Genomic DNA, 12222 nt, shown 5'->3' with positions numbered 1-12222 from the left:
TCGAATCGGTGCAGCATGTCCAAGTCCTCCCCGTCCGGTCCCGCTTCCGCAGTGTCCCTGCTGTCGAGACGCCTCGTCTCGCTGGGTTTTGGCACGGCGCTTGTCGGTTCCTTGTCCGGCTGTATCCTGATGACCGATACCAGCCGGATGAACATCGAGGTGTTTCAAGACGAGGTGGCGCCCGTCTGGTATGACCCGGCCCGCACGCCGCCCGCCGCTGACCAGACCGCGCCGCAGAAACGCGATCTCTATCGCACCCAGTTCCATCAGACCTATGGCCTGCCGGTCAGCAATCCGCTGCATCGCACCCTTTACGGCCTGATGGTCGATGACGGCCATACCCTCTCGCCGATCCCGCTTGACCGGGTGCGCGCCGACTTGTTGCGCCAGGAGGTGAGCTATCAGACGGCGGAAGCCCCCGGCACCATCGTCGTCGATACCAAGGCCCATTACCTCTATCTGGTTCAGGCGAATGGCAAGGCGATCCGCTATGGCGTCGGTCTCGGCCGTGACGGCTATGCCTGGTCGGGCAGGGGCGTCATCCAGCGCAAGGCCAAATGGCCGCACTGGACGCCGACCGATGAGATGGTCGAGAAGAACCCCAATTTGCGAACCGTCTCTGCCGAGCGTGGCGGTCTCGTGGCCGGCCTCAACAATCCGCTCGGCGCCCGCGCCCTCTACATTTACCAGGACGGCAAGGATACGCTCTACCGCGTCCACGGCACCCCCGACTGGCAGTCGGTCGGCAAGGCAACCTCGTCCGGCTGCGTGCGCATGTTCAACCAGGATGTCATCGATCTCTTCGATCGCGTACCTGAGAACACGCCCATTGTTGTCATTTAGCGACACTCATTTGCGACTTCCGCCTCTCTCCAAAACGTGAAAGGGGGGCAGCGTTGCTTTAATTGAACCTTTCCTGTTTGCATCGCATCATCGCGGAACAAAGAGCTGATCCCGGCGTCTTCCTCCGCAGAACTGCTACAGGAAACCTATATATTCATGTCCTCTCTACCGCATCTGACCCGCCGTTCGCTTCTGTCCCTGACAGGTCTCGGCGCAGCTACCCTGCTCGCCAGCTGCACAACCTCCCGTCCGCTTCCCCCCGGCACCCGCGTCGAAGGCCCGGTCGTGCCGGCAGCCCCCAAGGGCCGTACACCTGAACTCGACGCCATGTATGGCGAGGTCTATGACGGTGGCTTCGTCATTCCCGCCGTGCCCTATTGGAGGATCCCCGAGCGCTTCTATCGCCAGCAGGTCATCGATCCCACCGGCGAAGCCCCAGGCACCGTCGTCGTCGACACCCCGAACCGCTTCCTCTATCTCGTCGAGCGCGGCGGCACCGCCATGCGCTACGGTGTCGGCATCGGTCGCGACGGCTTCGAATGGGGTGGCCAGGGCGTCATCCAGTGGCGCCAGAAATGGCCGAAATGGACGCCCCCGGATGAAATGATCGCCCGCCAGCCGGAACTGGAGAAATACTCCGTCCGCAACGGCGGCAAGCCCGGCGGCATCGACAATCCGCTCGGTGCGCGTGCCCTCTACATCTTCCAGAACGGCGAAGACACCCTCTACCGCCTGCACGGCTCGCCGGAATGGAATTCCATCGGCAAGGCTGTCTCGTCGGGCTGCGTCCGCCTGATGAACCAGGACATCATCGATCTCTACGAGCGCGTGCCGAACAGGGCCCGCATTATCGTCCGCCAGTAGCAGGGCGCGCCCTTCGGGGCTGCTGCCATCCACGAGAAGAGGCCCCTCCAGACATGGCGGGGCCTCTTTTCGTGTCCGATGCGCCCTGAGCGCAATGGCGATTATCCCGGTCACGCGGCGTCGAGCGCCTTTTCGATGTCCTGCAGCGAATGGCCGGTCAGATCCTTTGCAAGTTCACCGATCAGCACCGCAGAGAGCTGCTTGTGGTAGCCCTTGCGCATTTCGCCGAGTGTCCGCGGCGCCGCGATGATCACCAGATTCTGGATCGTGCCATCCAGCACATGGGCGTTCAGCATGTCGGTAATGCCGCTGCCGAAACCGTCTTCCTGCTGCTGGCTGTCGTCCGGATTGGCCGCGCTGCTCTGATGGCGGCTGCCGGACGAGATCTTCGAACCGTCGATCTCCTCGCAGGGGATCGCCTTCAGCCTGACGTCCAACGCATTGCCCTCGTTCTGGAACAAGCTCAGCTTCTCGCCGTCGGCGACGGCAATGACGGTGTTCTGAGGCACTTGCATATGGGAACTCCTTGCTGGTCTGGGCGGCATGAACGAGACAGGTCCGTGCCGCGGTTGACCCGGGGTGAACCCTTCTCGCAGGGCATCGGTTCCTCTAGAGGCAACCGGATCCCGCCGACTGCGACGTTTCGCGCCAGCCGCTAACTCCGGCAGCGGAACGGGCTGAAGGTTGAGGCCGCGCCGGCATTCATCGTGGCGATGGTAAGCCCGTTGGCGATCGCGATGTCCTTCTCCGTTTCAGGGCAGGCGTCGACATCCGCAAGGCAGCCGCTTGCGATATACGCCCGGTTGCCCGCGAGAAAGGTCTCGGACGTCCCCTCGGTGCCAAGCCCCGCCGTCAGCTCGGCAAAGGCGGTTTCGAACACTGCACATTTCTTCTTCTGCCAGGCAAGCCGCTCCTGATCCGTCTCGCCCACGGGTTCCGATGCCGAAGCGCCGGACGCCAGACCTGAGGCGAGTGCAAGGATAAGCATTGAAAACCAGGACAATCTCATCGGGCATGCTCGGCAAAGATGGCGGCGGCGATCTCTACGATCGCCGCACCGCGTGTTGCAAGATTGTGGCTTTGCCCGTCCATGTAGATCGCGACGACGAGCGGTGCCGCAGCCGGTGGCCACAGAACGGCAATCACGCCGCGTGTCCCGTGTCCCCCCGCGCCGCTGCGATCGGCAATCTGCCAGCCCTTGGGCAGCCGGGCCCTGAGCAATCCGTCTGCCACGGCATTGGCCGCCATCCAGCCCCGGAGTTCGTCGCGTGCCTCTGGCGACAGAGCATCCGCAATCAGCAGCCGCCTGAGCGTCTGCGCCATGGCGCCGGGCGTCGTCGTGTCGCGCGGATCCCCTGGTGTCGCCGTGTTGAGTTCCGGCTCATAGCGGTCCATCCGTGTCGTCTTATCGCCAATCCTGCGCAGAAACGCCGTCAATCCGTCCGGTCCGCCGATCGCCTTGAGGATGAGGTTCGCCGCCGCATTGTCGCTGGTCTCAAGCGTGATCGCGCAGAGTTCGCGGGTGGAGATCCGGGCGCCGACACGTCTTTCCGTCACCGGCGAATGCGGGCGCAGATCCGCCTTGCGAATGGGGATCTTGCGCGCCAGCACGTCCTCTCCGGCCGAAAGCGCTGCTGCACAGGCCAGCGCCTTGAAGGTGCTGGCCATCGCAAACCGCTCCGTCTCGCGATAGGCCGTGACGCGTCCGCTGCCCGTATCGATGACGGAGAGCCCCACCCGCATGTCGAGTTTCTTCTCCACCTCCTTCGCCGCGATGACGACCTCGCTCGCCATGACCGGTCTGCCGAAGGGCAGCGTCGCGCCGGCAAGCGCCACCGTTATCAGCAAGAGGCGGGTGATGGTGGCAGGTGGGCGGTTTGCGGTAGGTCTTGATGATGTCATGCGCTTCTCCTTCAGCCCCCTGCTTCGGGGTCAATGAAGGCATCAGCGAGGCGCGCGCTCGGCGCGGGCTGCTTCGCAATCAGGTTACGGCTGTTCTTTGTCTGGATCTCGCCGTCTCCAATACCCTGCGCGCTTCATCAAGATGGGCTTGCATCGAGGCCCTGTCCTGTTCGATCGAGTGGCATTGAGCAGCGGTGTCTTCCAGGGCTGCGAGTTGGGTCAGAAGCGCCTCGATCTGGGTCCGCTCGCGCACGGAATGGCCCAGATCCGCGAGCCGCGCGGCAAGCCGCATCAGCACCATTGGCTCTCCCGCGCCCGCCTGGCGGATCAGGCGAAAGCCAGTGTCGAGCAGCCGCGCGTACTCCGATCGGCTGACTATCAGCCGCAACACGCCTTGTGCATCGTAATGCTGCCGGTAGGGCAGGGGGCGCTGCTGCACCTCCTCGAAGGCTGCAGCCAGGCGATCGACGACCGCCACGGCCGTGAAGGGGTCGTTGACCCCTGGTGAAAGTGCCCGGACGGCGATCTCCGTCAGCTGCCGGATGCTGAACTCCAGATCCTGCGCGGTGGTGTTCTGAAGGCCGACCGTAAAGCAGTCACGCAGCGCGGCGATCGTGTCGTCCTCGACGTCCTTGTCGGCAAAAATCGTGAAATGGTCGCCGTTTGACAGGAGATACTGGCCGGCCCGGACCGCCACATCGATCCGCAAATCCTTGTCGGCCGCAATGCGGGTGAGCCTGCCATAATCGATCACCTGCACATGCCCGACCTTGTGAAGAGCGATCGGATGGCCGAGGCCGGCAAAGCGGGCCACCTCTTCGCTGTGCTGCGCTGGCTTGGACGGAAGGACCTCTTTGACCGTACCGACGAGATTGGCGTGCAAGGCCTGCACCATATTGTCGGCGATGATCAGCCGCGCCACCTTGTGGATGTAAAAGAGCAGCGCCAGCAGGCAGATGACCGTCAGCAGGCTGCCGGCGGAAATCGCCAGATGCGGCACCCCGTCTTTCCCGAGCGTGTCGGAGATTGTTCGCAGAACGAGGATGAGATAGAGGATCGTGCCAATGAACAATCCGAGCACGGCCTGAATCTGCCTGTCGGCCATGAAATGGGAAATCAGTCGCGGGCCGAGCTGGTTGGCCGCCAGCGTCAGAATGACGAAGGTGACGGAGACCACCAGGGAGGTCATGGTCATCAGGCCTGAAAGCAGGCTGCTTAGCAATTGCCGCGCCGTCTCGGCTTCGCCGCTATAGAGCCACCAGGCCTCGCGCACCGCCTCCGGTGCCACGAGATGGCCGTAGGCGATCAGCAGAAATGCCAAAATGGCCGCGAGGCAGGAAAAGATCAGGGGCAGGAGCCAGAGCTGACCCCTGACGATGTCGAAAAGATTGCGCGCTTTGTCCATTGTTCCACAACGCGCAAGGCATGACTTTGCTCCCCTCCAGGGAGCCGACACCCTTGTCTGGGCTGCGGGGTCAAATCCACCATGCGCAGACTGCGGTCAGTCCCGACCGATGGTCTCAAGCTGGGCCTTCAGCCGCTTCAGGCTGTCGCGAAGGCTTTCGATCTCGGCAATGTCGCATCCGGTCTGGTTGCCGATCGTCGAAAAGACCTGCAGCGCCCGCGCCTTCAGAGCCCGTCCCTGTTCCGTCAGCGTGATGAACACCACGCGCTCGTCGGCCGCGTCACGGCGGCGCGCGACATAGTTGATCTGCTCCAGACGCTTCAGCAGCGGCGACAGCGTGCCGGAATCCAGCCCCACTTTTTCGCCGAGCGCCTTCACCGAGAGGTCGTCTTCCTCCCAAAGCGCCATCATCACCACATATTGCGGGTAGGTCAGCCCAAGCGGCGACAGAAGCGGCTTGTAGGCGCGCGTGAAGGCATGTGCTGCGCCGTAAAGCGCAAAGCACAGCTGCTTGTCCAGCCGCAAATCGTTTTCCAGCATTTCGTCGGTCATGGTCCTTGATGAACCTCTCTCGGCATCTATTGTTTCCACAGTGGACAAAAACGGCCCACATTTCAACGCGCAAAAAAACAATTGTGCGCAATTCAGTTGTGCTCTATATAGAAACGCATCAACCGTAAAACAAGGAGAACACCTCATGGCAATTCTTTATACCGCTCACGGTCATGCCACCGGCGGCCGTTCCGGTCACGGCGCCTCCGACAATGGCGTTCTCGATGTGACGCTGACCACCCCGAAGGAACTCGGCGGCGACGGCGCCACCGGCACCAATCCCGAGCAGCTCTTTGCCGTCGGTTATTCCGCCTGCTTCCTCGGCGCCCTGAAGTTTGTCGCTGGCAAGGAAAAGGTGAAGATCCCTGAAGACGCCAAGGTCCACACCGATGTCGGCATCGGCCCGCGCGACGATGGCACCGGCTTCGGCATCGAAGTGAAGATCTCTGTCGAAATCCCGGGCATGGAGCGCGCACTGGCCGAGAAGCTGGTCGCTGCAGCCCACATCGTCTGCCCCTACAGCCACGCCATGCGCACCTCGACCGAAGTGCCGGTTTCGGTCATCTGATCGGCGGACAGCCGACCATTCCATCCACCGCCCGAAGGCCGGCCTCGCGCCGGCCTTTTTCTCGTCCAGGCTCAGGGATCGAGCGTCGCCGCCAGCTCCTGCACCAGCCCCTGCACCAACCATTGCGTCAGCCATTGCGTCAGCGGGTCGCTGTCATTGCGCCGATGCCAGAAGGCGGAGACGGGAAATCGCCGGATCTCGATCGGCGGCTCCGCCGTGACCAGGCCAAAGCCGGCGGCAAAATCCTGCGCCACCCTGCGCGGCAGCGTGACGATCGCGCCGGATTGTGCCACGGCTGCCAGCGCCGGCAGGAAGGACGGCAGGCCGAGCACGATCCGCCGGTTCCGTCCCATCGCCTCCAGTGTCCGATCGGCAATGCCGGTCAGATCGCCGCCGGGCGCGACCAGCACGTGTTCGGCTGCACAATAGGCATCGAGTGAAATCCGTGGCGCCTCCGGCAGGGCACGGGCCAGCCCCGCCACCAGAAAACTCTCCTGATAGAGATTGCGTCTGGAAAGGCTGTCCGGCGCATCCCAGAGAAAGCCGAGTGCGATTTCGGCCCGGCCGTCTCCCAGCGCCTCGATTGCGTCGCGCCGCCCGAGCGGCAGCACCGAGAGCCGAAGCTGCGGTGCCATCTGCCGTATACGGGCAGCGAAGCGCGGCATGATGACCGCCTGTTCGGAATCGAGCGCGGCGATCCGGACCACGCCGTCGGCGGATGCCGGATCGAAGCTGCGGGTCACCGTCAGCGCACTGCGCAGCGCGGCAACCGCCTGGGCAACCGGCACTTCCAGCGCAAGTGCTGCCGCCGTCGGCTCCATGCCATGGGGCCGGCGCAGGAAAAGTTCGTCGCGAAACACATCCCGCAACCGCTTCAGGGCCTGGCTGATCGCCGATTGCGTCAGCCCCAGTTCGCCGGCCACGGCGGCGGCCTTGCGATGACGCAGGAGGCCGAGGAACACCAGCAGCAGCGTCAGGTCGAGCTTTCTGAGTTTGGTTTGGCTTAAGTCAGACATGATCCGATTTCGATTTTACGCCAATCATCCATGTCCTATCTCTTTCTCCATCAGATGCGCAAGGAGAAGGTCATGCAGATCGCCATCATCGGAATCGGCAATGTCGGCAGCGCCATCGCCCGCGGTCTGAAGGGCAGGGGCCATCAGGTAACGCTCGGCGTGCGCGATGTCACCCGCCCCGACCTCGTGACCCTTGCAGGGGAAGTCGAAGCCCGTCTTCTCGACCCGGTTCAGGCTGCGCAGGCTGCCGAGATCGTCATCCTCGCACTGCCCTGGGACAAGGCGGAAAGCGCGGTGAAGGCGCTGGGCGATCTCTCCGGCAAGATCGTCATCGACTGCATGAACCCGCTGGCCATGATCGACGGCAGCCTGTCGCTTGCGCTCGGCCACTCAACGAGTGGCGCAGAACAGGTGCAGTCCTGGCTGCCCGGCGCCCGCGTGGTGAAGACCCTCAACCAGGTTGGCGCCGAAATCATGCAGGATAATGAGAGCCTGCCGCACCGCCCGGCGCAGTTCATGGCCGGCGACGACGAGGCGGCCAAGGCTGCCGTATCGATCCTGCTTGTAGACCTAGGCTTCGAGCCCTTCGATGCCGGAGCACTCAAACGCGCGCGCCTCCTCGAACCGCTCGCCATGGTCTGGATCAACCAGGCCTTGCTGCGCGGCAAGGGGCGGAATTGGGCGCTCGCCGCCGTCAGCCCGGCGGCGTGAGCCGGCCCGTTCAACGAGAGAACCACAAGGGGAAAAGACCATGACCGATCGCCTGCATGCCCGCTGCCATTGCGGCAAGGTGCATATGACGCTGCCTGCCAATGCTGCCGGCGTGCTCGCCTGCCATTGCGATGACTGCCAGAAGATGCACGGCAATTTCAACGCCTTCCTCGCCGTTCCTGTCGTGGACGTCGAGGCGTCGGGCACCGAACATCTGGTCTGGTACCAGTCGTCTGCCGCCGCCCGCCGCGCCTTCTGCGCCACCTGCGGTGCTCGTGTGCTGAAGGAGGTGACGGAGGCCGGCCGCTGGTTGATCTCCGCCGGCCTGATCGAAGGCCCAACCGGTCGTCGCATTATCAAGAACCTCTGGGCGGACTCGAAACCCGACTGGTACGACCTGCCCGCTGTTGCGACCTGAGCGTCGAAAGCCTGCCACCCTCAAAATCACTGGAGACCCCTATGAGCCATTCCGCGGGCAATACCCCTGCGTGCCGCATTCTCATCATCGCCGCCAATCCCGGCATCTCGCCCACGACAGGCTGGCCGATCGGCTTCTGGTGGGCCGAGCTCACCCATCCCTACTGGGCTTTCCACGAGGCGGGCTACGCCATCGACATTGTCAGCCCCAGAGGTGGCGATCTCGTCGCCGACGCCTATTCCGATCCGGAGGATGCCTCGGGCTATTCCGCCCATGACATCCTCTCGCTCGGCTTTAAGACCTCGCCCAGTCATTCGGCCCTGCTCAAGGGCACGAAGTCCATCGCCGATGTCGATCTTGCCGGCTATGACGCGATCTTCCTCGTCGGCGGCCAGTCACCGATGGTCACCATGATCGATGACCAGACCCTGCACGCCTTCGTCGCCCGCGCCTATGAGACCGGCAAGATCGTCGCCATCGTCTGCCACGGCACCTGCGTGCTCCTGAAGACGAAGCTCTCCAACGGCGAGCTTCTGGTCAAGGGCAAGACCTGGACCGGCTTTGCCGACAGCGAGGAGGATTTCGCCGACAGCTTCGTCGGCAAGCGCATCCAGCCCTTCCGCATCGAGGAGGAGGCGAAAAAGCTCGAAGGCACCAACTTTGTCGTCCACGGCATGTTCGAGCCCTTCGCCATCCGCGACGGCCGCCTGATCACCGGCCAGCAGCAGAATTCCGGCGCCGCAGCTGCAAGGCTCGTCATTGAGGCGTTGGGGCGTTGACGGGCTGAGCGGGGAACACTTTGCCCCGGACCCGGGTTCGATCTTGGTACCCCCAACCGAGGACGAACCCATGCACACCACCATTGCAAACGAGCTTCAACAAGACGATCGCCTGTCGCCGGATGCTCCGGTCCAGGAGGCCACCCGCCATGAGATCCGCCGCCGCTATCCGGCCGCCGCCTTTCGCGGGCCGCTTTTCGAAGGGCGCGATCGCATCGCACTCGCCATGGCGACCGTCATGCTGATCGCCCCGCTGGCCGCGATGCCCCTTGGGCTTGCCGGCTAGAGCAGGTCCAGCAAAAGTGCGTCAGCGGTTTCGCGTCCGGACTGCGTAAAAACAGATAGATAGAGCATTTCAGGTGATCCCGTTTTCACCGGAAATGCTCGAGGGCGAGACCGGAAGCCCCCTGGCACCATGCCTGCGGGGGCGTTCGCAAACGCAGCCGCTTATCGGACCTTACCCACTCACAGGTCTCAAGACCTCTTGTGCGCTGAAGTGCGCAACGAGATCACGATTCGCATTGACGATAGCGCCAAAATATCGTCAATGCGTTTCAGCTTAATTTCAATAAACTTACAGAATATGTTTGGCAGTTTGGTGCGTGCATATCAATATTGCGAATAAAGATATCTGAAATGCGAATATTAAATTCAATGCGGCAGATCTTGTCCTGAGCGTTAATATGATTTTTACGCCGCAAAACGACGGTTAACTCACGAAGAGTACAGGTTCGTGAGGTTTGTTATGCGTATAAGGAATCTGATATTCAGGTTTATGCGGTGCCGGGATGGCAACTTCGCCATCATGACTGCAGGCAGTATCACCTGTCTCGCGGCAACCGCAGGCGTTGCGATTGATGTCAACCGCATGATCGACATGAAGACAGAGTTGCAGGCGGCGGCAGATGCCGGTGCTTTGGCCGGCGTGTCACATATGGCGGAGAAGAATGTCGGGGAAACGACGGCGGAAAAGGTCGCGACCGACTTTACCCTTGAACAGATCAAGCGGTCGAGCAACTTCTCTTCGGACATCGTCGTCACGCCAAAGGTCAGCGCCGACGCAACCGTCTCGACCGGTCCAGGAGGGATCAAGGCTTACGAAGTGACTGTGACAGCCTCGAGGAGTTTCGAGGTTTCCGGCTTGACGAGCCTGATCGGAATGGGAACGCAAGAAGTGTCCGTTGTTGCGAATGCGGTGAATGAGGGGGGCGGCCCCCAGGCATTCTCTCTGTTCATGGTCCTCGATACCTCGGGGTCTATGGAGGGTGACAAAATCGATGATCTACAGTCGGCAGGTATTGCGCTGGTCAACACCCTCAACAACAGCGAGACACCCAAGACATTCTTCCGAACAGGCGGCGCGGCGTTCAGCGGAAGACTGAAGGATCAGAGCGATCTGACCTTCACCCTGAAACAGACCCGCGCATTCATCAATGATCTGGATGACGGCGGGGCGACCAACTCGACCCCGGCGATGCGGGTCGCCGTGAACCAGCTGATGGATCCAAGCGACGACGCTGCGCATTATCAATCCACGAAATCGACAAATCCGGCCAAGTACATTCTCTTCATGGGGGATGGAGCAAACAACATCGACGGTGCGAACGCCAAGACGCGCGAACTCTGCGATGAAGCCAAGGCTGCCGGCATCGTCATTTACGCCGTCGGGTTCAGAGTGCCCGCAGGGAAAAGTGGAATATTGCAGACCTGCGCATCTCCAGGGAAGTACTTCCGGGCGGCAAATGCGAGCCAACTTATCAATCAATTCAGAAACATAGCCAATAGCGCGCTCGTTTCGAGTGCGCGGGGATCAAGATTGCGAAGCTGACCTGCGCGCGAGGCTGGTCGGCGGCGGGTTCTCACCTGGTCAAACCGGGAACGGATCCGCACTTCGCCCCGAGCCCCCGCGTGTCGATGTCGCGGGGGCTCGGTTTTCACTCGCTTCTTGGATTGCAATTCACGGACACCTGGTCTCGACGCCTGCCTCTTCTGCGAGGGCTGGCGAGTAGCGAATGTGAGGCTTGTTATGCGTATAAAGCATTTGGTACGGCACTTTCTGCAATGCAGAAATGGCAACTTCGGCATCTTGACCGCGGGCAGCGTCGTTTGTCTTGCAGCGACGGCAGGCGTGGCAGTCGATGTGAACCGGATGATCGATCTGAAGAGCCAGTTGCAGGCGGCAGCCGATGCCGGCGCCCTGGCCGGAGTGTCGGCCATGGCTCACAAGGGCGCTGGCCTCTCAACCGCTGAGAAAGTGGCAAGCGACTTTACCCGCGAGCAGATCAAGCAGCTGGGTGTAACCTCGGAGGTCACTGTCGCCGCACCGAAGGTCGTTGCCGATGCCGTGACCAAGCCGATTGCCGGCGGTCAGCTGCAATATGAAGTGACGGTCACCGCCTCCAGGGCTTTTGAGGTGTCAGGCCTGACGCGCCTTCTCGGAGTGGGCGCACGCGACGTTTCCGTGACCGCCAGCGCTGTGAATGAAGGGCAGGGGGGTGGTATGCAGGCTTTCTCTCTCTACATGGTTCTCGACACTTCCGGTTCGATGGGCGGTGATAAGATCTTAAATCTTAAACAAGCGGCACGGGCCCTGATAGACGAGCTGACGGCCACCAAAGTCCAGACAACCTATTTTCGAACGGCTGTCGCCGCCTTCAATGGTCAGCTCAAGAAAGACTCTGAACTTACATTTGAGCTCGTGAAGACGCGCAACGCCGTGAACGCTTTGCAGTCAGGCGGCGCGACAAATTCGACGCCAGCCATGCGAGAGGCTGTCAACGCGCTCACATCGCCTGAAGACGATGCTGCACACCTGGCGCACAACAAATCACCCAATCCTTCGAAGTATATAGTCTTCATGGGCGATGGCGCGAACACTGTTGATGGCGCGAATGCCAGAACACGCGAGCTCTGCGATGCGGCTAAGGCCGCAGGTGTTGTCATCTACTCGGTTGGCTTCGACATGGGCAGTAGCGCGGGAGGCATTCTTCAGGCCTGTGCGTCGCCCGGAAAGTTCTCAAGGGCCGGAAGCGCCATCGCACTCCGAAACCGGTTTGCCAGTATCGGCAGGGCTGTGATCCAAGAGAGTGATCTCGATCTCGGGTCGAGACTCCAACGCTGACCTGTGCGTGTGACCGGCCGGCGTCCGGGTTTTCCTGATCCGC

At 61.9% G+C, this 12222-nt stretch carries 15 protein-coding genes; 9 read left to right on the top strand and 6 right to left on the bottom strand.

Features of this window, described 5'->3' with window-relative positions; genetic code table 11:
• Positions 1 to 15: 15 nt before the first annotated feature.
• Together AC1PUL_RS12110 and AC1PUL_RS12105 are read left to right on the top strand one after the other, a co-directional pair.
• Positions 16 to 843, top strand: coding sequence for a L,D-transpeptidase (locus tag AC1PUL_RS12110; RefSeq protein ID WP_480464437.1), 828 nt, complete (start codon positions 16 to 18; stop codon positions 841 to 843).
• A 156-nt stretch (positions 844 to 999) separates the two neighbouring features.
• Positions 1000 to 1707: a L,D-transpeptidase gene (locus AC1PUL_RS12105; RefSeq protein WP_480464436.1), complete on the top strand. Its 708-nt coding sequence runs from the start codon at positions 1000 to 1002 to the stop codon at positions 1705 to 1707.
• Positions 1708 to 1817: 110 nt separating this feature from the next.
• On the opposite strand, the gene AC1PUL_RS12100 is transcribed toward AC1PUL_RS12105, so the two are convergent.
• From AC1PUL_RS12100 to AC1PUL_RS12080, 5 genes are all read right to left on the bottom strand, one after another.
• Positions 1818 to 2222, bottom strand: a complete 405-nt coding sequence (locus AC1PUL_RS12100) for a baeRF12 domain-containing protein (RefSeq protein ID WP_298466502.1) — start codon at positions 2220 to 2222, stop codon at positions 1818 to 1820.
• A gap of 140 nt (positions 2223 to 2362) precedes the next feature.
• Positions 2363 to 2695, bottom strand: a complete 333-nt coding sequence (locus tag AC1PUL_RS12095) for a hypothetical protein (RefSeq protein ID WP_480464435.1) — start codon at positions 2693 to 2695, stop codon at positions 2363 to 2365.
• Between the two features lie 17 nt (positions 2696 to 2712).
• On the bottom strand, positions 2713 to 3609 hold the full coding sequence (bla, locus tag AC1PUL_RS12090; protein ID WP_480464434.1) for a class A beta-lactamase: 897 nt from the start codon (positions 3607 to 3609) through the stop codon (positions 2713 to 2715).
• 79 nt (positions 3610 to 3688) lie between these two features.
• A complete protein-coding gene (locus tag AC1PUL_RS12085) occupies positions 3689 to 5014 on the bottom strand; it encodes a DUF2254 domain-containing protein (RefSeq protein WP_480464433.1) in 1326 nt (441 codons plus the stop codon).
• 96 nt (positions 5015 to 5110) lie between these two features.
• Complete coding sequence (locus tag AC1PUL_RS12080) at positions 5111 to 5566, bottom strand: MarR family winged helix-turn-helix transcriptional regulator (protein ID WP_480464432.1); 456 nt, start codon at positions 5564 to 5566, stop codon at positions 5111 to 5113.
• 145 nt (positions 5567 to 5711) lie between these two features.
• Here AC1PUL_RS12080 and AC1PUL_RS12075 point away from each other — a divergent pair, with 145 nt between their 5' ends.
• Positions 5712 to 6134, top strand: coding sequence for an organic hydroperoxide resistance protein (locus tag AC1PUL_RS12075; RefSeq protein WP_480464431.1), 423 nt, complete (start codon positions 5712 to 5714; stop codon positions 6132 to 6134).
• Positions 6135 to 6205: 71 nt separating this feature from the next.
• Here AC1PUL_RS12075 and AC1PUL_RS12070 read toward each other — a convergent pair whose 3' ends face one another.
• Positions 6206 to 7150, bottom strand: a complete 945-nt coding sequence (locus tag AC1PUL_RS12070) for a LysR substrate-binding domain-containing protein (protein WP_480464430.1) — start codon at positions 7148 to 7150, stop codon at positions 6206 to 6208.
• 72 nt (positions 7151 to 7222) lie between these two features.
• On the opposite strand from AC1PUL_RS12070, the gene AC1PUL_RS12065 reads away from it, so the two are divergent.
• The 6 genes from AC1PUL_RS12065 (at position 7223) to AC1PUL_RS12040 (ending at position 12179) form a co-directional block, all read left to right on the top strand.
• Positions 7223 to 7861 (top strand): NADPH-dependent F420 reductase, encoded by a 639-nt coding sequence (locus tag AC1PUL_RS12065; protein WP_480464429.1) that lies wholly within the window; start codon positions 7223 to 7225, stop codon positions 7859 to 7861.
• 40 nt (positions 7862 to 7901) lie between these two features.
• Positions 7902 to 8279: a GFA family protein gene (locus AC1PUL_RS12060; RefSeq protein ID WP_480464428.1), complete on the top strand. Its 378-nt coding sequence runs from the start codon at positions 7902 to 7904 to the stop codon at positions 8277 to 8279.
• Positions 8280 to 8320: 41 nt separating this feature from the next.
• Positions 8321 to 9058, top strand: a complete 738-nt coding sequence (locus AC1PUL_RS12055; RefSeq protein WP_480464427.1) for a type 1 glutamine amidotransferase domain-containing protein — start codon at positions 8321 to 8323, stop codon at positions 9056 to 9058.
• A 70-nt stretch (positions 9059 to 9128) separates the two neighbouring features.
• Complete coding sequence (locus tag AC1PUL_RS12050) at positions 9129 to 9344, top strand: hypothetical protein (RefSeq protein ID WP_480464426.1); 216 nt, start codon at positions 9129 to 9131, stop codon at positions 9342 to 9344.
• 459 nt (positions 9345 to 9803) lie between these two features.
• Positions 9804 to 10886, top strand: a complete 1083-nt coding sequence (locus AC1PUL_RS12045; RefSeq protein ID WP_480464425.1) for a vWA domain-containing protein — start codon at positions 9804 to 9806, stop codon at positions 10884 to 10886.
• 198 nt (positions 10887 to 11084) lie between these two features.
• A complete protein-coding gene (locus AC1PUL_RS12040) occupies positions 11085 to 12179 on the top strand; it encodes a vWA domain-containing protein (RefSeq protein ID WP_480464424.1) in 1095 nt (364 codons plus the stop codon).
• Positions 12180 to 12222: the final 43 nt, after the last annotated feature.

The organism is Rhizobium sp. P43 (assembly GCF_056730705.1).
This window is presented reverse-complemented; position numbering and strand designations above follow the sequence as displayed.

Coding starts and splice junctions, on each gene's coding strand:
- AC1PUL_RS12075 (WP_480464431.1), top strand. CDS start 5,712: ATGGCAATTCTTTATACCGCTCACGGTCATGCCACCGGCGGCCGTTCC.
- AC1PUL_RS12080 (WP_480464432.1), bottom strand. CDS start 5,566: ATGACCGACGAAATGCTGGAAAACGATTTGCGGCTGGACAAGCAGCTG.
- AC1PUL_RS12040 (WP_480464424.1), top strand. CDS start 11,085: ATGCGTATAAAGCATTTGGTACGGCACTTTCTGCAATGCAGAAATGGC.
- AC1PUL_RS12085 (WP_480464433.1), bottom strand. CDS start 5,014: ATGGACAAAGCGCGCAATCTTTTCGACATCGTCAGGGGTCAGCTCTGG.
- bla (WP_480464434.1), bottom strand. CDS start 3,609: ATGACATCATCAAGACCTACCGCAAACCGCCCACCTGCCACCATCACC.
- AC1PUL_RS12045 (WP_480464425.1), top strand. CDS start 9,804: ATGCGTATAAGGAATCTGATATTCAGGTTTATGCGGTGCCGGGATGGC.
- AC1PUL_RS12060 (WP_480464428.1), top strand. CDS start 7,902: ATGACCGATCGCCTGCATGCCCGCTGCCATTGCGGCAAGGTGCATATG.
- AC1PUL_RS12105 (WP_480464436.1), top strand. CDS start 1,000: ATGTCCTCTCTACCGCATCTGACCCGCCGTTCGCTTCTGTCCCTGACA.
- AC1PUL_RS12110 (WP_480464437.1), top strand. CDS start 16: ATGTCCAAGTCCTCCCCGTCCGGTCCCGCTTCCGCAGTGTCCCTGCTG.
- AC1PUL_RS12055 (WP_480464427.1), top strand. CDS start 8,321: ATGAGCCATTCCGCGGGCAATACCCCTGCGTGCCGCATTCTCATCATC.
- AC1PUL_RS12065 (WP_480464429.1), top strand. CDS start 7,223: ATGCAGATCGCCATCATCGGAATCGGCAATGTCGGCAGCGCCATCGCC.
- AC1PUL_RS12100 (WP_298466502.1), bottom strand. CDS start 2,222: ATGCAAGTGCCTCAGAACACCGTCATTGCCGTCGCCGACGGCGAGAAG.
- AC1PUL_RS12070 (WP_480464430.1), bottom strand. CDS start 7,150: ATGTCTGACTTAAGCCAAACCAAACTCAGAAAGCTCGACCTGACGCTG.
- AC1PUL_RS12095 (WP_480464435.1), bottom strand. CDS start 2,695: ATGCTTATCCTTGCACTCGCCTCAGGTCTGGCGTCCGGCGCTTCGGCA.
- AC1PUL_RS12050 (WP_480464426.1), top strand. CDS start 9,129: ATGCACACCACCATTGCAAACGAGCTTCAACAAGACGATCGCCTGTCG.